Origin of the sequence: Pseudomonas sp. AM8, assembly GCF_036346475.1 — a bacterium.
Taxonomy (GTDB): Bacteria; Pseudomonadota; Gammaproteobacteria; order Pseudomonadales; family Pseudomonadaceae; genus Aquipseudomonas; species Aquipseudomonas marginalis.
The window spans coordinates 310,108-330,659 of sequence record NZ_JAOTNX010000009.1; the positions used below are offsets into that span (position 1 = coordinate 310,108).

17 protein-coding genes and 4 tRNA genes are annotated in these 20,552 nt (G+C 55.1%); all 21 read right to left on the reverse strand.

Going from position 1 to position 20,552, the window contains the following annotated elements:
- Nucleotides 1-8 precede the first annotated feature (8 nt).
- Nucleotides 9-644, reverse strand: coding sequence for a 50S ribosomal protein L3 (rplC, locus tag V3W40_RS22255; RefSeq protein ID WP_007253310.1), 636 nt, complete (start codon nt 642-644; stop codon nt 9-11).
- An 81-nt stretch (nt 645-725) separates the two neighbouring features.
- The gene (rpsJ, locus tag V3W40_RS22260; RefSeq protein WP_003186070.1) at nt 726-1,037 is read right to left on the reverse strand and encodes a 30S ribosomal protein S10; all 312 of its coding nucleotides are present in this window, start codon (nt 1,035-1,037) and stop codon (nt 726-728) included.
- Between the two features lie 157 nt (nt 1,038-1,194).
- The gene (tuf, locus tag V3W40_RS22265) at nt 1,195-2,388 is read right to left on the reverse strand and encodes an elongation factor Tu (protein WP_027605166.1); all 1,194 of its coding nucleotides are present in this window, start codon (nt 2,386-2,388) and stop codon (nt 1,195-1,197) included.
- Between the two features lie 30 nt (nt 2,389-2,418).
- Entirely contained in the window at nt 2,419-4,524 is a 2,106-nt protein-coding gene (gene fusA, locus V3W40_RS22270) for an elongation factor G (protein ID WP_003210087.1), read from the reverse strand.
- Nucleotides 4,525-4,554: 30 nt separating this feature from the next.
- The gene (rpsG, locus tag V3W40_RS22275) at nt 4,555-5,025 is read right to left on the reverse strand and encodes a 30S ribosomal protein S7 (RefSeq protein ID WP_002555493.1); all 471 of its coding nucleotides are present in this window, start codon (nt 5,023-5,025) and stop codon (nt 4,555-4,557) included.
- A 118-nt stretch (nt 5,026-5,143) separates the two neighbouring features.
- On the reverse strand, nt 5,144-5,515 hold the full coding sequence (rpsL, locus tag V3W40_RS22280; protein ID WP_005745987.1) for a 30S ribosomal protein S12: 372 nt from the start codon (nt 5,513-5,515) through the stop codon (nt 5,144-5,146).
- Between the two features lie 217 nt (nt 5,516-5,732).
- Complete coding sequence (gene rpoC / locus V3W40_RS22285) at nt 5,733-9,932, reverse strand: DNA-directed RNA polymerase subunit beta' (protein WP_065924112.1); 4,200 nt, start codon at nt 9,930-9,932, stop codon at nt 5,733-5,735.
- A gap of 64 nt (nt 9,933-9,996) precedes the next feature.
- On the reverse strand, nt 9,997-14,070 hold the full coding sequence (rpoB, locus tag V3W40_RS22290; RefSeq protein ID WP_027605164.1) for a DNA-directed RNA polymerase subunit beta: 4,074 nt from the start codon (nt 14,068-14,070) through the stop codon (nt 9,997-9,999).
- Nucleotides 14,071-14,289: 219 nt separating this feature from the next.
- Nucleotides 14,290-14,655: a 50S ribosomal protein L7/L12 gene (rplL, locus tag V3W40_RS22295; protein WP_053138313.1), complete on the reverse strand. Its 366-nt coding sequence runs from the start codon at nt 14,653-14,655 to the stop codon at nt 14,290-14,292.
- A gap of 78 nt (nt 14,656-14,733) precedes the next feature.
- Nucleotides 14,734-15,234: a 50S ribosomal protein L10 gene (gene rplJ, locus V3W40_RS22300; protein ID WP_003176433.1), complete on the reverse strand. Its 501-nt coding sequence runs from the start codon at nt 15,232-15,234 to the stop codon at nt 14,734-14,736.
- A 199-nt stretch (nt 15,235-15,433) separates the two neighbouring features.
- On the reverse strand, nt 15,434-16,129 hold the full coding sequence (rplA, locus tag V3W40_RS22305) for a 50S ribosomal protein L1 (RefSeq protein WP_003176434.1): 696 nt from the start codon (nt 16,127-16,129) through the stop codon (nt 15,434-15,436).
- A complete protein-coding gene (rplK, locus tag V3W40_RS22310) occupies nt 16,129-16,560 on the reverse strand; it encodes a 50S ribosomal protein L11 (RefSeq protein ID WP_003176435.1) in 432 nt (143 codons plus the stop codon). Before rplK ends, rplA begins: the two co-directional genes overlap by 1 nt.
- 117 nt (nt 16,561-16,677) lie before the next feature.
- Nucleotides 16,678-17,211, reverse strand: coding sequence for a transcription termination/antitermination protein NusG (gene nusG, locus V3W40_RS22315; protein ID WP_003176436.1), 534 nt, complete (start codon nt 17,209-17,211; stop codon nt 16,678-16,680).
- A 9-nt stretch (nt 17,212-17,220) separates the two neighbouring features.
- Complete coding sequence (gene secE / locus V3W40_RS22320; RefSeq protein ID WP_027605162.1) at nt 17,221-17,589, reverse strand: preprotein translocase subunit SecE; 369 nt, start codon at nt 17,587-17,589, stop codon at nt 17,221-17,223.
- Nucleotides 17,590-17,634: 45 nt separating this feature from the next.
- Nucleotides 17,635-17,710: transfer RNA gene (locus V3W40_RS22325), tRNA-Trp, on the reverse strand.
- Between the two features lie 159 nt (nt 17,711-17,869).
- Nucleotides 17,870-17,945, reverse strand: a tRNA-Thr gene (locus tag V3W40_RS22330).
- Between the two features lie 26 nt (nt 17,946-17,971).
- Nucleotides 17,972-18,045 (reverse strand) — tRNA-Gly (locus V3W40_RS22335).
- A 23-nt stretch (nt 18,046-18,068) separates the two neighbouring features.
- Nucleotides 18,069-18,153, reverse strand: a tRNA-Tyr gene (locus tag V3W40_RS22340).
- A gap of 142 nt (nt 18,154-18,295) precedes the next feature.
- Nucleotides 18,296-18,742 (reverse strand): hypothetical protein, encoded by a 447-nt coding sequence (locus tag V3W40_RS22345; protein ID WP_027605161.1) that lies wholly within the window; start codon nt 18,740-18,742, stop codon nt 18,296-18,298.
- A 7-nt stretch (nt 18,743-18,749) separates the two neighbouring features.
- A complete protein-coding gene (locus V3W40_RS22350; RefSeq protein WP_065924111.1) occupies nt 18,750-19,499 on the reverse strand; it encodes a pantothenate kinase in 750 nt (249 codons plus the stop codon).
- The gene (gene birA, locus V3W40_RS22355; protein WP_065924110.1) at nt 19,489-20,448 is read right to left on the reverse strand and encodes a bifunctional biotin--[acetyl-CoA-carboxylase] ligase/biotin operon repressor BirA; all 960 of its coding nucleotides are present in this window, start codon (nt 20,446-20,448) and stop codon (nt 19,489-19,491) included. The genes V3W40_RS22350 and birA overlap by 11 nt, the downstream gene beginning before the upstream one ends.
- Nucleotides 20,449-20,552: the final 104 nt, after the last annotated feature.

Here is a 20,552-nt window from a genome sequence, read left to right on the forward strand (position 1 = left end):
GCTTCCCCTTAACCGCGAGCCTTGGCCGCTGGACGTACAACCAGGTTGCCGCCAGTAGCGCCAGGAACAGCACCCTTGACCAACAACAGATTGCGTTCAGCGTCGACGCGCACTACTTCGAGGGACTGCACGGTCACGCGCTCAGCGCCCATATGACCGGACATTTTTTTGCCCTTGAATACACGACCAGGAGTCTGGCACTGGCCAATAGAGCCCGGGACGCGGTGGGAAACGGAGTTACCGTGAGTGTTGTCTTGACCACGGAAATTCCAACGCTTGATCGTACCCTGGAAGCCTTTACCCTTGGACTGACCGGTTACATCAACCAGCTGACCAGCGGCGAAGATTTCAGCGTTGATCAGATCGCCAGCCTGGTAGTCGCCTTCTTCAAGACGGAACTCCATGACAGTACGACCAGCTGCAACGTTTGCTTTAGCGAAGTGACCTGCTTGAGCAGCAGTCACACGCGAAGCGCGACGCTCGCCGACAGTGACTTGCACTGCACGATAGCCATCGGTTTCTTCAGTTTTGAACTGGGTGACGCGATTCGGCTCGATCTCAATGACCGTAACCGGAATGGAGACACCTTCTTCGGTGAAAATACGGGTCATACCGCATTTACGACCGACTACACCAATAGTCATGTTGTAAACCTCATGAGTGTACGGGGCTTTCACCCGCTATGGCCGCCCATTTCAGAGCGTTACACGACTAAGACCCAAGTCTTAGCCGAGGCTGATCTGTACTTCCACACCGGCCGCCAGATCAAGCTTCATAAGAGCATCAACGGTTTTATCCGTTGGCTGGACGATGTCCAGTACGCGCTTATGAGTACGGATCTCGTACTGGTCACGCGCGTCTTTGTTGACGTGCGGGGAGACCAGAACGGTGAACCGCTCTTTACGGGTAGGCAGTGGAATTGGACCACGCACTTGAGCACCAGTACGTTTCGCGGTTTCCACGATTTCCTGGGTGGATTGGTCGATCAGGCGATGGTCAAAAGCCTTCAACCTGATACGGATTTGCTGATTTTGCATTGGATTTCAGACTCCGGCTGCTATTCCCAGCGAGCGCAATACGCCCGTTAAAAGGAGGCGCAATTCTATAGACGCCCTAGATAGGTGTCAACCCAATAAAAAAGCCCCCGCTGAGCGGGGGCTTTTCAAAGCATCGAAGCTATCTCAGAAGAGACGCTTACTCGATGATTTTAGCTACAACACCAGCACCAACGGTACGGCCGCCTTCACGGATAGCGAAGCGCAGACCGTCTTCCATTGCGATGGTCTTGATCAGGGTAACTTCCATTTGGATGTTATCGCCTGGCATTACCATTTCAACGCCTTCTGGCAGCTGGCAGTTACCAGTCACGTCAGTAGTACGGAAGTAGAACTGTGGACGGTAGCCTTTGAAGAACGGAGTGTGACGACCGCCTTCTTCCTTGCTCAGAACGTAAACTTCTGCGGTGAACTTGGTGTGCGGCTTAACCGAACCTGGCTTAACCAGAACCTGGCCACGCTCAACGTCGTCACGCTTGGTACCACGCAGCAGAACGCCGCAGTTCTCGCCAGCACGACCTTCGTCGAGCAGCTTGCGGAACATTTCAACACCAGTGCAAACAGTGTTGGTAGTGTCACGCAGACCAACGATTTCCAGCGCATCTTGAACGCGAACGATACCGCGCTCGATACGACCAGTCACAACAGTACCACGACCGGAGATCGAGAATACGTCTTCGATTGGCATCAGGAACGGCTTGTCGGTCAGACGAACTGGTTCTGGGATGTAGCTGTCCAGGGTTTCAACCAGTTTACGAACGGCAGTGGTGCCCATTTCGTTATCGTCTTTGCCTTCCAGCGCCATACGAGCGGAACCGATGATGATCGGAGTGTCGTCGCCTGGGAAGTCGTAAGTGCTCAGCAGATCGCGCACTTCCATCTCAACCAGTTCCAGCAGCTCAGCGTCGTCTACCAGGTCAGCCTTGTTCAGGAAAACCACGATGTACGGAACGCCTACCTGACGGGACAGCAGGATGTGCTCACGGGTTTGTGGCATCGGACCATCAGCGGCCGAGCAAACCAGGATCGCGCCGTCCATCTGGGCAGCACCAGTGATCATGTTCTTCACATAGTCAGCGTGACCTGGGCAGTCAACGTGAGCGTAGTGACGGATCTTCGAGTTGTACTCGACGTGCGCGGTGTTGATGGTGATACCACGAGCTTTTTCTTCTGGAGCGCTGTCGATTTTATCGAAATCAACGACTGCAGAACCGAAAACCTCGGAGCAGACGCGAGTCAGAGCTGCGGTCAGAGTGGTTTTACCGTGGTCAACGTGACCGATAGTGCCAACGTTGACGTGCGGTAGGGAACGATCAAATTTTTCTTTAGCCACGACAATTAACTCCTTGCCTAAAGGACTGAATCAGCCTTGTTTTTTGGATACAGTTTCAGCGATGTGCGCCGGAGCTGTGTTGTATTTTTTGAATTCCATAGAGTAGCTTGCGCGACCCTGGGACATGGAGCGAACGTCGGTCGCATAACCGAACATCTCACCCAACGGAACCTCGGCGCGAATCACTTTGCCGGAAACCGTGTCTTCCATACCCAAGATCATGCCGCGACGACGGTTAAGGTCGCCCATGACATCACCCATATAGTCTTCAGGTGTAACAACTTCTACCGCCATGATTGGCTCAAGCAACTCACCACCGCCCTTCTGGGCCAGTTGCTTGGTTGCCATGGAAGCAGCCACCTTAAACGCCATCTCGTTGGAGTCGACGTCGTGGTAAGAACCGTCAAAAACGGTTGCTTTCAGGCCGATCAGCGGATAGCCGGCAACAACACCGTTCTTCATCTGCTCTTCGATACCCTTCTGGATAGCAGGGATGTATTCCTTAGGAACAACACCACCTACTACTTCGTTCACGAATTGCAGACCTTCCTGACCTTCGTCAGCAGGAGCAAAACGGATCCAGCAGTGACCGAACTGACCACGACCGCCGGACTGACGAACGAACTTGCCTTCGATTTCGCAGTTCTTCGTGATGCGCTCACGATAGGAAACCTGAGGCTTACCGATGTTGGCTTCGACGTTGAACTCACGGCGCATCCGGTCAACCAGGATGTCCAGGTGCAACTCGCCCATGCCAGAGATGATCGTTTGACCAGTCTCTTCATCAGTTTTGACGCGGAAAGATGGATCTTCCTGAGCAAGCTTGCCCAGAGCGATACCCATTTTTTCCTGGTCATCCTTGGTCTTAGGCTCAACGGCAACCGAAATAACCGGCTCCGGGAAGTCCATGCGAACCAGGATGATTGGCTTGGCAGCGTCGCACAAAGTCTCACCAGTGGTGACGTCCTTCATGCCGATCAAGGCCGCGATGTCACCAGCGCGCACTTCCTTGATCTCTTCACGGGCGTTTGCGTGCATTTGCACCATACGACCCACACGCTCTTTCTTGCCTTTGACCGAGTTGATCACGCCGTCGCCGGAGGCCAACACGCCCGAGTAAACGCGGACGAAGGTCAGAGTACCCACGAATGGGTCGGTAGCGATCTTGAACGCCAGAGCCGAGAACGGCTCGCTGTCGTCAGCATGACGCTCCATCTCTTCTTCCTCGTTATCAGGGTTGGTACCCTTGATAGCAGGAATGTCGGTAGGAGCAGGCAGGTAGTCGATCACGGCGTCGAGAACCAGGGGAACACCCTTGTTCTTGAAGGAAGAACCGCAAACAGCCAAGACGATTTCACCAGCGATAGTACGCTGACGCAGAGCGGCCTTGATTTCCACGTTGGTGAGTTCTTCACCTTCGAGGTACTTGTTCATCAGCTCTTCGCTGGCTTCGGCGGCAGCCTCAACCATGTTGTTGCGCCACTCGTCAGCCAGTTCCTGCAATTCTGCAGGGATAGGCTTGCGAACAGGAACCATACCTTTGTCAGCGTCATTCCAGTAGACCGCTTCCATGTTGATCAGATCGATCTGACCCTGGAAGTTGTCTTCGGAACCGATAGCCAATTGGATTGGCACCGGAGTATGACCCAGACGCTGCTTGATCTGACCGATCACGCGCAGGAAGTTGGCACCAGCACGGTCCATCTTGTTTACGTAAACAAGACGCGGAACGCCGTATTTGTTGGCTTGACGCCATACGGTTTCCGACTGAGGCTCCACACCCGAGGTACCGCAGAACACAACGACAGCGCCGTCGAGTACGCGCAGGGAACGTTCAACTTCAATAGTGAAGTCTACGTGGCCTGGGGTATCGATAACGTTGAAGCGGTGCTCATCTTTGTACTGCTTCTCGGAACCTTTCCAGAAGGCGGTAATAGCAGCAGAAGTAATGGTAATACCACGCTCCTGCTCCTGAACCATCCAGTCTGTGGTCGCGGCGCCATCATGCACCTCGCCCATTTTGTGACTTTTGCCGGTGTAAAACAGTACGCGCTCGGTGGTGGTGGTTTTACCAGCATCCACGTGAGCAACGATACCGATGTTACGGTAGCGGCTAATCGGAGTAGTACGAGCCATAAAGCCCTCGCAAAATTAGTGAAGCTAAGATTAGAAGCGGTAGTGCGAGAAAGCTTTGTTAGCTTCAGCCATACGGTGCACGTCTTCACGCTTCTTAACAGCAGCACCTTTACCTTCAGCAGCGTCCAACAGTTCGCCGGCCAAACGCAGAGCCATAGACTTCTCGCCGCGCTTACGGGCGAAGTCTACCAACCAGCGCATTGCCAGAGCGTTACGACGGGACGGACGAACTTCGACCGGAACCTGGTAAGTAGCACCGCCTACACGGCGCGACTTCACTTCGACCAGCGGAGCGATGGCGTCGAGAGCTTTCTCGAAGATTTCCAGGGGGTCGCTGTTCTTGCGTTCTTTAACCTTTTCCAGCGCGCCATAAACGATACGCTCGGCAACGGCTTTCTTGCCGCTTTCCATCACGTGGTTCATGAACTTGGCCAGAATTTGGCTTCCGTATTTTGGATCGTCAAGCACTTCGCGCTTGGCTGCTACGCGTCTTCTTGGCATGGATAAGCCCTCAAACGGTCTTCAGGTTCGCTCGGAATCGGTGCCCTTTCGGGACGCCTCCGACCTTACTCTTATCGACTCAGAAAATAAGATGATTCAGTTTTACAAAAAGCCGCTACTACTTAGGCTTCTTGGTACCGTACTTCGAACGACCCTGGTTACGACCTTTAACGCCGGAAGTATCCAAGGAGCCGCGTACGGTGTGATAACGAACACCTGGCAAGTCTCTTACACGACCGCCGCGGATCAGTACCACGCTGTGCTCTTGCAGGTTGTGGCCTTCACCGCCGATGTACGAGGAAACCTCGAAACCGTTGGTCAGGCGCACACGGCATACTTTACGCAGTGCCGAGTTAGGTTTTTTCGGCGTGGTGGTATACACACGGGTGCATACGCCACGACGTTGCGGGCAGTTCTGCAGCGCAGGCACGTCGGATTTCTCGACGATACGCTTACGCGGCTGACGTACCAGCTGGTTGATAGTTGCCATCTACTAGCTCCACTGTTGTCTTGCGACGCTATTGTCTTGCAAGAAAAGCAAAATGGCAGGAACGAATTCCCGCCAAATTTAGGGGTACAAGAGTCTAAAGAGGATCTTGCCCCCAGTCAAGGCAAGGCCCCGACCTCCCCTCCCGTCGAAGCCGGGCAAATTTGCCTTGATCCGACGAATGGGGGCTGCCAGGGCCCAGACTTATTTACCGCAGAACTCAGTTACCGCTTGAGTTCAGCGCTTCGGTCAGTGCGGCTTCCACTTCACTGGCGCTTACGCGCAACGGCTTGTCAGCATCACGGCGACGCTTACGCTCGCTGTGATAGGCCAAACCGGTACCAGCCGGGATCAGACGACCCACGACCACGTTCTCTTTCAGGCCGCGCAGGTAATCGCGCTTGCCGGTTACCGCTGCTTCGGTCAGTACGCGAGTGGTCTCCTGGAAGGAGGCCGCCGAGATGAACGACTCAGTGGACAACGACGCCTTGGTGATACCCAGCAGTACGCGAGTGAACTTGGAAACGAATTTCTCGTCGCCAGCCAGACGCTCGTTTTCCACCAGCACGTGAGTCAGTTCCATCTGGTCGCCCTTGATGAAACTGGAATCGCCGGATTCAGCGATCTCAACTTTACGCAGCATCTGACGCAGGATGGTCTCGATGTGCTTATCGTTGATCTTCACGCCTTGCAGGCGGTAAACGTCCTGGATCTCGTTAACGATGTACTTGGCCAGCGCACTCACACCCAGCAGACGCAGGATGTCGTGTGGATCGCTCGGGCCGTCGGAGATCACTTCGCCGCGGTTTACCTGTTCGCCTTCGAACACGTTCAGGTGACGCCACTTTGGAATCAGCTCTTCGTACGGATCGGTACCGTCGTTCGGGGTAATAACCAGACGGCGCTTGCCCTTGGTTTCTTTACCGAACGCGATAGTGCCACTGACTTCAGCCAGAATCGACGCTTCTTTCGGACGACGAGCTTCGAACAAGTCGGCAACACGCGGCAAACCACCGGTGATGTCACGGGTCTTCGAAGTTTCTTGCGGGATACGCGCGATAACATCACCGATCGCGATCTTCGCACCATCCGCTACACCGACCAGGGCGTTGGCTGGCAGGAAGTACTGAGCGATTACGTCAGTGCCTGGCAGCAACAGATCCTTGCCGTTGTCATCGACCATTTTCACGGCAGGACGGATGTCCTTACCGGCAGCTGGACGATCTTTCGCGTCGAGTACTTCAATGTTGGTCATACCGGTCAATTCGTCAGTCTGACGCTTGATCGTGATGCCTTCTTCCATGCCCACGTAGGTCACGGTACCTTTCATTTCGGTAACGATTGGGTGAGTGTGCGGATCCCACTTGGCCACGATTGCGCCAGCGTCGACCTTGTCACCCTCTTTAACCGAAATCACAGCACCGTACGGCAGCTTGTAGCGCTCACGCTCACGACCGTAGTCATCAGCGATTGCCAGCTCACCGGAACGCGACACAGCAACCAGGTGACCATCCACTCGCTCAACGTGCTTCAGGTTGTGCAGGCGGACAGTACCGCCATTCTTCACCTGAACGCTGTCGGCTGCGGAGGTCCGGCTTGCCGCACCACCAATGTGGAACGTACGCATGGTCAGCTGGGTACCCGGCTCACCGATGGACTGGGCAGCAATAACGCCGACCGCTTCACCGATGTTCACCTGGTGACCACGAGCCAAGTCACGGCCGTAGCACTTGGCGCAAATGCCGTAGCGGGTTTCGCAGCTGATCGGCGAGCGAACGATTACTTCGTCGATGCTGTTGAGTTCGATGAACTCGACCCACTTCTCGTCAACCAGAGTGCCGGCAGGAACGATAACTTCCTCGGTACCTGGCTTGAATACGTCACGGGCAATAACACGACCCAGTACGCGCTCACCCAGCGGCTCTACAACGTCACCGCCTTCAATGTGCGGAGTCATCAGCAGGCCGTGCTCGGTGCCGCAGTCGATCTCGGTGACAACCAGATCTTGCGCAACGTCTACCAGACGACGCGTCAGGTAACCGGAGTTAGCGGTTTTCAACGCGGTATCCGCCAGACCTTTCCGAGCACCGTGAGTAGAGATGAAGTACTGGAGTACGCTCAAACCTTCACGGAAGTTCGCAGTAATCGGCGTTTCGATGATGGAGCCGTCCGGCTTGGCCATCAGGCCACGCATACCGGCGAGCTGACGGATCTGCGCAGCAGAACCCCGTGCGCCCGAGTCGGCCATCATGTACATCGAGTTGAAGGACTCTTGGTCAACTTCGTCGCCGTGACGGTCGATGACCTTCTCTTTCGAGAGGTTGGCCATCATCGCCTTGGACACTTCGTCGTTGGCCTTGGACCAAAGGTCGATCACTTTGTTGTACTTCTCGCCCTGTGTTACCAGGCCCGAGGCGTACTGGCTTTCGATCTCTTTCACTTCATCAGTAGCAGCACTGATGATGCGGGCTTTTTCATCAGGAATAACGAAGTCGTTAACACCGATGGAAACGCCGGAAATGGTCGAATAGGCAAAACCGGTGTACATCAACTGGTCAGCGAAGATCACGGTCTCTTTCAGACCAACCACGCGATAGCATTGGTTGATCAGCTTGGAGATCGCCTTTTTCTTCATCGGCAGGTTGACGACGTCGTACGACAGGCCTTTTGGCACAACCTGGTACAACAGCGCACGGCCAACGGTGGTGTCGACAATACGGGTGCCGCTCACGCTGCCGCCATCACGGTCGTTGACAGTTTCGTTGATGCGCACTTTGACCTTGGCGTGCAGTGCGGCTTCGCCGGCACGGAACACCCGGTCAACTTCCTGCAGGTCAGCGAACACACGACCTTCGCCTTTGGCGTTGATCGCCTCACGGGTCATGTAGTACAGACCCAATACAACGTCCTGCGACGGAACGATGATTGGCTCACCGTTGGCTGGCGACAGAATGTTGTTGGTCGACATCATCAACGCACGCGCTTCCAACTGGGCTTCCAGTGTCAGCGGTACGTGCACGGCCATTTGGTCGCCGTCGAAGTCGGCGTTGTACGCAGCACAGACCAGAGGGTGCAGCTGGATAGCCTTACCTTCGATAAGTACCGGTTCAAACGCCTGGATACCCAGACGGTGAAGGGTCGGTGCACGGTTGAGGAGAACCGGGTGTTCGCGAATCACTTCAGCGAGAACGTCCCAAACCTCTGGCAGCTCGCGCTCGACCATTTTCTTGGCCGCTTTGATGGTGGTCGCGAGACCGCGCATTTCCAGCTTGCCGAAGATGAATGGCTTGAACAGCTCAAGTGCCATCTTCTTAGGCAGACCGCACTGGTGCAGACGCAGGGTCGGGCCTACGGTAATTACCGAACGACCAGAGTAGTCAACACGCTTACCGAGCAAGTTCTGACGGAAACGACCTTGCTTACCCTTGATCATGTCAGCCAAGGATTTCAGAGGACGCTTGTTGGAACCGGTGATAGCGCGGCCACGACGACCGTTGTCGAGCAGGGCATCGACAGCTTCCTGCAACATACGCTTTTCGTTGCGCACGATGATGTCCGGAGCGGACAGATCGAGCAGGCGCTTCAAGCGGTTGTTACGGTTGATCACACGGCGGTACAGGTCGTTGAGGTCGGAAGTCGCGAAACGACCACCATCCAACGGCACCAGCGGACGCAGATCCGGCGGCAGAACCGGCAGAACGGTCAGCACCATCCACTCTGGCAGGTTGCCGGAACCCTGGAAGGCTTCCATCAACTTCAGACGCTTGGACAGCTTCTTGATCTTGGTTTCGGAGTTGGTTTGCGGAATCTCTTCGCGCAGACGACCAATCTCGTGCTCCAGGTCGATAGCGTGCAGCAGTTCGCGGACAGCTTCGGCACCCATGCGGGCATCGAAATCATCACCGAACTCTTCCAACGCCTCGAAGTACTGCTCGTCGTTCAGCAGCTGACCTTTTTCAAGGGTAGTCATGCCTGGATCGATAACGACATAGCTCTCGAAGTAGAGAACGCGTTCGATATCACGCAGGGTCATGTCCATCAGCAAGCCGATACGGGACGGCAGCGATTTCAGGAACCAGATGTGGGCAACCGGCGAAGCCAGCTCGATGTGCGCCATGCGCTCACGACGAACCTTGGCCAGTGCAACTTCAACGCCACACTTCTCGCAGATCACACCACGGTGCTTCAAGCGCTTGTACTTACCGCACAGGCACTCGTAATCCTTTACCGGGCCAAAGATCTTGGCGCAGAACAGGCCGTCACGCTCAGGTTTGAACGTACGGTAGTTGATGGTTTCCGGCTTTTTAACTTCACCGAACGACCACGAACGGATCATCTCAGGCGAGGCCAATCCAATACGGATGGCGTCGAACTCTTCGACTTGACCCTGGTTTTTCAGCAAATTCAGTAGGTCTTTCAAGGCCTTTCCTCCTGGCGGAGCAGAGAGCGGGCTAAACAGCCCCGCTCTCGATTCGCGTCACGTGTTATTCGGTTTCCAGATCGATATCGATGCCGAGGGAACGAATTTCTTTGATCAACACGTTGAAGGACTCGGGCATGCCCGGCTCCATACGGTGATCGCCATCCACGATGTTTTTGTACATCTTGGTACGACCGTTCACATCGTCCGACTTCACTGTGAGCATTTCTTGCAGAGTGTAAGCGGCACCGTATGCTTCCAGTGCCCAGACCTCCATCTCCCCGAAACGCTGACCACCGAACTGAGCCTTACCACCCAGCGGCTGCTGGGTAACCAGGCTGTACGAACCGGTAGAACGAGCGTGCATCTTGTCGTCTACCAAGTGGTTCAGCTTCAGCATGTACATGTAGCCAACAGTAACCGGGCGCTCGAACTTGTTGCCGGTACGGCCGTCGAACAGCTGCATCTGGCCGCTTTCTGGCAGGTCTGCCAGTTTCAGCATGGCCTTGATTTCGCTTTCCTTGGCACCGTCGAACACCGGGGTAGCCATTGGAACGCCACCGCGCAGGTTCTTCGCCAGATCCAGGATTTCCTGGTCGGAGAATGTATCCAGCTCTTCCTTGCGACCGCCGATCTCGTTGTAGATCTCGTGCAGGAACTTACGCAGGTCAGCAACCTTGCGCTGCTCTTCGATCATACGATTGATCTTCTCGCCCAGACCTTTAGCCGCTAAGCCCAGGTGGGTTTCAAGGATCTGACCAACGTTCATACGCGAAGGTACGCCCAACGGGTTGAGGACGACGTCGACCGGGGTGCCATTGGCATCGTGCGGCATGTCTTCAACCGGCATGATCACGGAGACCACACCTTTGTTACCGTGACGACCGGCCATCTTGTCGCCCGGCTGGATGCGGCGACGGATTGCCAGGTAAACCTTGACGATTTTCAGCACGCCTGGAGCCAGGTCATCGCCCTGCTGCAGTTTGCGCTTCTTGTCTTCGAACTTGTCGTCCAGCAGACGGCGACGATCAACGATATAGGCCTGGGCCTTCTCGAGCTGCTCGTTAAGAGCATCTTCAGCCATGCGCAGTTTGAACCACTGGCCGTGCTCAAGACCGTCGAGGATTTCGTCGGTGATGTCCTGACCTTTCTTCAGACCTGCGCCGCCTTCAGCCTTGTGGCCTACCAGGGCGGAACGCAGACGTTCGAAGGTCGCGCCTTCAACGATACGGAACTCTTCGTTGAGGTCCTTGCGGATCTCGTCGAGCTGGGTCTTCTCGATGGACAGTGCACGAGCATCACGCTCGACGCCGTCACGGGTGAAGACCTGCACGTCGATGACAGTACCCTTGGTACCGGTAGGTACACGCAGGGAGGTGTCTTTAACGTCGCTGGCTTTTTCACCGAAGATGGCACGCAGCAGCTTCTCTTCCGGAGTCAGTTGGGTCTCGCCTTTCGGAGTGACCTTACCAACCAGGATGTCGCCCGCACCCACTTCAGCACCTACGTAAACGATACCGGCTTCGTCCAGCTTGTTCAGTGCAGCTTCACCCACGTTCGGGATGTCTGCAGTGATTTCCTCTGGCCCAAGCTTGGTGTCACGCGCCACACAGGTCAGTTCCTGAATGTGGATCGTGGTGAAGCGATCTTCTTGAACCACACGCTCGGACAGGCAGATGGAGTCTTCGAAGTTGAAGCCGTTCCATGCCATGAACGCGATGCGCATGTTCTGACCCAGAGCCAATTCACCCATATCGGTGGACGGACCGTCAGCCATGATGTCGCTACGCTGAACGCGATCACCCTTGCGCACCAGCGGACGCTGGTTGATGCAAGTGTTCTGGTTCGAGCGGGTGTATTTGGTCAGGTTGTAGATGTCGACACCGGCTTCACCCGTTTCAACTTCGTCATCAGCAACACGAACCACGATACGGCTGGCATCAACGGAATCGATCACGCCGCCACGACGAGCCACGACACAAACGCCGGAGTCACGGGCTACGTTACGCTCCATGCCGGTACCTACCAGCGGCTTGTCGGCACGCAGGGTCGGTACAGCTTGACGCTGCATGTTGGAACCCATCAACGCACGGTTGGCGTCATCGTGTTCCAGGAACGGGATCAGCGACGCTGCGACCGAAACTACCTGCTTCGGCGATACGTCCATCAAGGTGACGTCTTCCGGCGCCTTGACGGTGAACTCGTTCAGGTGACGAACAGCCACCAGCTCGTCGATCAGGACCTTCTTGTCGTTCATCGTGGCCGAAGCCTGAGCGATCACGTGATCAGCTTCTTCGATGGCGGACAGGAACACGATCTCGTCGGTGACCAGGGCGTCTTTCACCACACGGTACGGGCTCTCAAGGAAGCCGTACTGGTTGGTGCGCGCATAGGCGGCCAGGGAGTTGATCAGACCGATGTTCGGGCCTTCCGGCGTTTCGATTGGGCATACACGACCGTAGTGAGTCGGGTGTACGTCACGCACTTCAAAGCCAGCACGCTCACGGGTCAGACCGCCCGGGCCCAGTGCGGAAACACGGCGCTTGTGGGTGATCTCGGAAAGCGGGTTGTTCTGGTCCATGAACTGCGAGAGCTGGCTGGAACCGAAGAACTCTTTCACCGCCGCAGCCACTGGCTTGGCGTTGATCAGGTCTTGCGGCATCAGGCCTTCGCTTTCAGCCATCGACAGACGCTCTTTGACCGCACGCTCAACACGCACCAGGCCAACGCGGAACTGGTTCTCGGCCATTTCGCCTACGCAGCGAACACGACGGTTACCCAGGTGGTCGATGTCATCGACGATGCCTTTGCCGTTACGGATGTCGACCAGAGTCTTCAAGACCGCAACGATGTCTTCCTTGCACAGCACACCCGAACCTTCGATCTCGGTGCGACCGATACGACGGTTGAACTTCATCCGGCCGACCGCAGACAGGTCGTAGCGCTCAGGGCTGAAGAACAGGTTGTTGAACAGGGTTTCTGCGGCGTCTTTGGTTGGTGGCTCGCCAGGACGCATCATGCGATAGATTTCTACCAGCGCTTCCAATTGGTTGCTGGTGGAGTCGATCTTCAGGGTGTCGGAGACGAACGGACCACAGTCGATATCGTTGGTGTACAGGGTCTCGATGCGAACAACCTGCGCCTTGGCAATTTTGGCCAGGATCTCGGTGTTCAGCTCGGTGTTGCACTCAGCCAGGATTTCGCCTGTAGCCGGGTGAACGATGACCTTCGCGGTAGTACGGCCCAGGACATAGTCCAGGGGAACTTCCAGCTCTTTGATACCCGCTTTTTCGATCTGGTTGATGTGCCGCGCAGTGATACGACGGCCAGCCTCAACGATGACTTTGCCCTTTTCATCCTGAATGTCCAGGACAGCAATTTCACCACGCAGACGCGAAGCGATCAGCTCCAGCTTGAGGGTTTCATCCTTCAGGCTGAATACGTTGGTGGTGTAGAACGCATCCAGGACTTGCTCAGTGGTGTAACCGAGCGCGCGCAGCAGTACCGAGGCCGGCAGCTTGCGACGACGGTCGATACGCACGAACACGCAGTCTTTCGGATCGAACTCGAAGTCCAACCACGAACCGCGGTACGGAATGATCCGCGCGGAGTACAGGAGCTTGCCGGAGCTGTGCGTCTTGCCGCGGTCGTGATCGAAGAACACGCCCGGGGAACGGTGCAGCTGGGAAACGATAACACGCTCGGTACCATTGATAACGAAGGTACCGTTCTCAGTCATCAATGGGATTTCGCCCATGTAGACTTCTTGCTCTTTGATGTCCTTGATCGCTTTGTTCGACGACTCTTTGTCGAAAATGATCAGACGGACTTTTACCCGCAAAGGTACGGCGTACGTAACACCGCGCAACACGCATTCTTTGACATCAAATGCCGGTTCGCCCAGGCGATAACCGACGTACTCCAGCGCAGCATTGCCGGAGTAGCTGATGATCGGGAAAACGGATTTGAAGGCCGCATGCAGGCCCACGTCGCGGAACTGATCTTTGGTCGCTCCCGCCTGCAAGAATTCACGATACGAATCCAGCTGGATAGCCAGAAGGTACGGGACATCCATGACGTCCGGCAACTTGCTAAAGTCCTTGCGGATACGTTTTTTCTCAGTATATGAGTAAGCCATCAGCGTTCCCCAGCTTGGTCACCTGCTTGTTTGGCCCTCCCGACGGGAGCAGCCAGAAAATCTTGCAAACCCCATGGTTTGCACCACCGCATCGGGTGGCTACAGCACGTTAATGGCGGCGACCGAGTCGACAGCCAAGAACGGAAAAAGGCCGGTGGCAAGAGCCACCAGCCATCAGCCTTCAGCTTAACGCTTGGGCTGGAGACGCAAGGTCGATGCTTACTTCAGCTCGACTTTAGCGCCTGCTTCTTCCAGAGTTGCTTTAGCTTTGTCGCCTGCGTCTTTGGTCACTGCTTCCAGAACCATAGCAGGAGCGCCGTCAACTACAGCCTTGGCTTCTTTCAGGCCCAGGCCGGTCAGTTCACGTACTGCCTTGATGACGTTAACTTTCTTCTCGCCAGCTTCCAGCAGCATGACGTTGAATTCGGTTTGCTCTTCAACAACGGCAGCAGCAGCAGCTGGGCCAGCGGAAGCAGCGGCAGCGGAAACGCCGAATTTTTCTTCGAAAGCTTTGATCAGCTCAACAACCTGCAGAACCGACATTTCAGCTACGGCGTTGAGGATATCGTCTTGGGAGATAGACATTGCTGTATTTCCTGAATTGGGGGACGGCCTACGCGGCCATCGAAATAAACAAAAATACGCGAGAGAAGTTGCTCAGCCTTAGGCTGCGGCAGCTTCTTTTTGCTCGCGAACTGCAGCCAGAGTACGAGCCAGCTTGCTGGTAGCGCCTTGAATCACGCTCATCAGCTGCGAAATGGCTTCGTTACGGGTCGGCAGTGTTGCCAGTACGTCGATTTGGTTAGCTGCGAGGAACTTGCCCTCGAACGCAGCTGCCTTGATCTCGAACTTATCCTGACTCTTAGCGAACTCTTTGAACAAACGGGCAGCAGCGCCTGGATGATCCTTGGAGAACGCAATCAGAGTCGGGCCGGTGAACACGTCATTGAGGACACTGTATTCAGTGTCAGCAACAGCGCGCTTGAGCAGAGTGTTACGTACAACACGTACGTACACGCCAGCTTCACGAGCCTCTTTACGGAGTCCGGTCATAGCGCCTACTGTCACACCACGGGCATCAGCCACGACAGCGGACAGAGCAGCTTTGGCAGCCTCGTTGACTTCAGCGACGATGGCCTTCTTGTCTTCGAGATTAATTGCCACGGGTTTAACTCCTGCTTGTTACCGTTTCATCTGGCCGGAGCCGGATGTCGTTTTGGTGTCTGATTCGGTAAGGAACCGGGAGCACCATCTGCGTAGGCTTGTTGGTTTAAGACTTGCGTCGCCTACGGTCTTGGATAGCCCCCGCCAGGCAGGGACCCCAATCTTTCAATTGGCGCAATCACTTACGCCAATTTGTGTCTTATACGTCCAGCGAGCCTTGGTCGATGACCAGACCTGGGCCCATGGTGGTGCTCAGGGTAACGCGCTTGACGTAGATACCTTTCGAGGAAGCTGGCTTGATACGCTTCAGATCGGCGATCAGGGCTTCAACGTTTTCCTTCAGCTTGACGGCGTCGAAGCCGACCTTGCCAACGGAGGTGTGAATGATGCCGTTTTTATCGGTACGATAACGAACCTGACCAGCCTTGGCGTTTTTAACCGCGGTAGCTACGTCTGGCGTTACGGTGCCGACCTTAGGGTTAGGCATCAGGCCACGTGGACCCAGGATCTGACCCAATTGACCCACAACACGCATTGCGTCCGGGGAAGCAATAACTACGTCGTAGTTCAGGTCGCCGCCTTTCATTTCGGCAGCCAGGTCGTCCATACCAACGCGGTCAGCGCCGGCGGCCAGAGCAGCTTCAGCTGCAGGGCCTTGAGTAAAGACAGCTACACGAACAGTCTTACCAGTACCGTGTGGCAGCACAGTAGCGCTACGAACGACCTGGTCAGATTTACGTGGGTCTACACCCAGGTTTACAGCAACGTCAACGGACTCGCTGAACTTGACAGTCGACAGCTCGGTCAGCAGAGCAGCAGCGTCTACAAAATTGTAGGACTTGCCCGCTTCGATTTTGCCGGCGATAGCCTTTTGGCGCTTGGTCAGCTTAGCCATTACACACCCTCCACGTTAAGGCCCATGCTACGAGCAGAACCGGCGATGGTACGCACGGCTGCATCCATATCAGCTGCAGTCAGATCCGCGTTTTTGGTTTTCGCGATTTCTTCCAGCTGAGCACGAGTTACGGTGCCAACCTTAACGGTGTTAGGACGAGCGGAACCGCTAGTCAGACCAGCAGCCTTCTTCAGCAAAACCGAAGCCGGGGTCGACTTGGTTTCGAAAGTGAAGCTACGGTCGCTGTATACAGTGATGATCACTGGAGTCGGCAGACCTGGCTCAAGACCCTGAGTACGGGCGTTGAAAGCCTTGCAGAATTCCATGATGTTCACGCCATGCTGACCCAGGGCTGGACCAACAGGTGGGCTTGGGTTGGCCTGAGCGGCCTTCACTTGCAGCTTGATGTAAGCGGTAATCTTCTTGGCCATGAGGCACTCCAATTACGGGTTCAAGCGCCTCGAAAGGCTCCCCGGTTACTTGCGCGTTTATCCCAGTGACGACAAAACCCCACAGCCTAAGGCTGCGGGGTTGGGATGCTTACTCAGCTAGACCTTCTCGACCTGGCTGAATTCCAACTCTACCGGAGTAGAGCGACCGAAAATGAGCACCGCGACCTGGATCCGGCTCTTTTCGTAGTTAACCTCTTCGACAGTCCCGTTGAAATCAGCAAACGGACCATCCGTGACACGAACAACCTCACCCGGCTCGAACAACGTCTTCGGCTTGGGCTTGTCGCTACCGTCGGCGACACGACGCAGAATTGCTTCTGCCTCTTTGTCAGTGATCGGAGCAGGCTTATCAGCAGTACCGCCGATGAAGCCCATAACACGAGGAGTGTCCTTGACCAAGTGCCAAGTACCCTCATTCATGTCCATCTGCACCAGCACGTAGCCAGGAAAGAACTTGCGCTCACTCTTGCGCTTCTGACCATTCCGCATTTCAACCACTTCTTCAGTGGGAACCAGAATTTCGCCGAAGCCATCTTCCATGCCTGCCAGCTTTACGCGCTCCAGCAAAGAGCGCATAACATGCTTCTCGTAACCCGAGTAAGCATGCACAACGTACCAACGCTTAGCCACGGGACACCCTTAGCCAACAATCAAGGAAACAAGCCAGCCGAGCAGGGAATCAAGACCCCACAACAGCAACGCCATAACCAGAACAACAGCCACAACAATCAACGTGGTCTGCGTGGTTTCTTGGCGAGTTGGCCAAACGACTTTACGAATTTCGGTGCGAGCTTCCTTCACCAGGACCGCGAAAGACTTGCCTTTGGCAGTCTGCAGGCCTACAAAGGCAGCTACAGCAGCAAGGGCGAGCAAAACGAGAACGCGGTACAGGATCGGCGAAGCAGAATAGTACTGGTTGCCAACAACGCCCACGACCACCAAAGCGACCACAGCGAGCCACTTGACGAGATCGAAACGAGAGCTTTGAGCTTCAGCCTTAGGAGTCATCTATGAAGATCCTGTGAAAAGAAAGCCAGACACACCATGCGAATCTGGCAGGTCAGGAGGGAATCGAACCCCCAACCTACGGTTTTGGAGACCGTCGCTCTGCCAATTGAGCTACTGACCTAAAACAAAATCAGGCCGACCATTATGCAGACCCGAAAAAGACTTTACAACAACCAACCCCCAAAGACTTGAAATCACTCAACAACAAGCAATCTAAACACCATCAAGCCGAGCCAGTCGTTAAAACAAAGGCAGATATTTTCATATCTGCCTTGTTATATGGAGCTCTTGAGCGGATTTGAACCGCTGACCTCACCCTTACCAAGGGTGTGCTCTACCAACTGAGCTACAAGAGCGAAACACAATGCACAACCTGCAAACTTGGAGCGGGTAGCGGGAATCGAACCCGCATCATCAGCTTGGAAGGCTGAGGTTCTACCACTAAACTATACCCGCGGAGCTTGCAGCTCACGCTAAAATGGTGGAGGGGGAAGGATTCGAACCTTCGAAGTCGCAGACGTCAGATTTACAGTCTGATCCCTTTGGCCGCTCGGGAACCCCTCCTAAGCGAGCCGGCATTCTACATCACGCCGGCCTTCTGTCAAGCATTTTCTCATTAAAAATATGAGGTTAGCTGCATTGACCTTCGCTTCGCACCTTAGACCTTAAAGGTCTTCACTGCGAAGCGGGCGCCATTCTATGCAAACTATTCGAGAGTTGCAATGCCTTCGCACAGCATTATTTTATGTTTTAACTCATTGAATTCCTTAGCAAGGTTTTCAAAGGGTAGGTCGTCAGCCAGGCGTCGGCTTTCCGGGGCAACTCGAAGCCAGTAACCTTGCGCATCAGGAGCACTCAGCAGCTGTACCTTAACCTTTATATCCAGGCTAGTGAGGCGCTGCTCAAGGAATTGCGCCTGTCGCTGGTCGGCAAAGCCACCAATGTATAAGCAAGTATTTTGCGCATCAGATGCCTTAGCCCGATCCTTGCGCACCACAGCGTCGGAAGACTCGCTCAGCAGGCGAATATCCTGCTGCGTATTCCGATAGAGGCTCAGAGGGGTCACGTCTTTAGCACGCAACGGCGCCTCTTGCTGATGCCATATGTAGTAGAAGGCGTTCAGGATCAATAAAAGCAAAAACAGCCAACGCATAAACACCTCAAGATAAAGGGCACGCCATTGCCAGACCTACGAAAATCAAATCAGGAACGAGTCGAGCCTGAGGCACGGCATCCCTCACCAAATCAGCATCGCCACCCGTCAGGAATACAGTGAAGTTATCACCCCAATAACTTCGGGCCAGCTCAAGCTGGGTCAGCACAAACCCTCTGAGCATCAACGTACAGCCACGCTCTACAGCCTCTACGGTCGTATGCCCTGGCGATAGACGCTCCAAGGCTCTTTCAGCAGCTGCATCGTCGTAACGTATCTTGCGCGTATGCGTGCGCAGCTGATTACGCATGAGGGGCATACCAGGACAGATGAAACCACCTAAATGCTCACCATCGCCAGCAACAAAATCTGCAGTAGCAGCCGTACCGAAATCAAGCACCAGGCATGCGCCCGACGCCAATTTGAAGCCGCCCAGCATTGCTAACCAGCGATCAAGGCCAAGACGCTCGAAATCTTCGTAACCGTTGCGCACCCCAGCCATTTCTCGCGCAGAAACAGCGCAGGAAACCGCAACGCCAAAGGCCTCCACCAGCGCCTCAACCAGATTTTTTGTTTCGTCCAGAGCACGAACACTCACCAACCGGCAATGTGTCAATAACACACCAGGCAGCACTGACAGGCTTTCAATCAATGCAACATCCGAACTAGCGACACCTTCTGCAGATGCCGTCGCCCGATCCGAATCAAGTACGCGCCACTTGATGAAGCTATTCCCACAGTCGAGTTCAAGAATCATCACGCAACCTCAGGCTTAACTCACCACCACTGTATGTTTTCTCAACACCACCGACACTTAAACGTAATGCCCCCTGACCGTCGATACCCAGCACCACCCCATCGACACGGTTGGCACCCGCTATGAGTGACACTGCCTTTCCCTGCCAGGCATGACCTTTTTCCCACTCATCCCGAAGCGATGAAAAACCTTGCGCCCTGTGTCGATCCAAGTAGCTTTGCAGCTGCAAGCACAGGCGTGCCACCAGAGAGTTACGATCAACTGGAGACCCCGTCTCCAACTGCACTGACGTCCATTGCTGATCAACCTCTTCAGCCTTCTGCATATTCACGTTAATACCGATGCCGAGGACAACGTGGCAAATATCCGCAGGATCCCCTACGAGCTCCAGTAAAATCCCGGCAATCTTCTTCTGCCCCACCAGGACGTCGTTTGGCCACTTCAGAGCCGCCCCCCGCACTCCAGACTCACGCAGCGCCTGCATTACCGCCAAGCCAACCACAAGGCTCAGGCCTTCCAGCTGTCGCGGACCATTCTCGATACGCAATAAGAGGCTGTAATACACATTCTGAGCGAATGGGCTGACCCACTTTCGACCACGTCGCCCTCTTCCCGCCGTTTGCTGCTCCGCAAGCACCAGGTACGGCGTCGCACGCTCAACCTCAACAAGGCGCAGAGCCTCGGCATTTGTCGAGTCGATGGAGTCGTAGATATGGATAGGCCACGCGAGGGAAGACGTATGCAGTGCAATCTGCTCGGAACTCAAGAAAACCAGCGGCGAAGCTAATTGATATCCCCTCCCACGAACCTTGTGGACCGGCAGATTCAATTCGGCCTCAAGATGCTGGAGCTGCTTCCAGACTGCACTGCGACTAACGCCCAGGGCTGCGCCAAGTGCTTCTCCGGAATGGAATCGGCCATCTTTTAGAAGTTCTAACAACGTCAGCATGCAAGTATCGCCTCACAATGAGGCACGCATGATAGCCATGCGCAGGGTCATTGCATAGAAAGGCCGGACTTTAGCATTGAAGACCCTCCCGAGGCGCCTCTTCG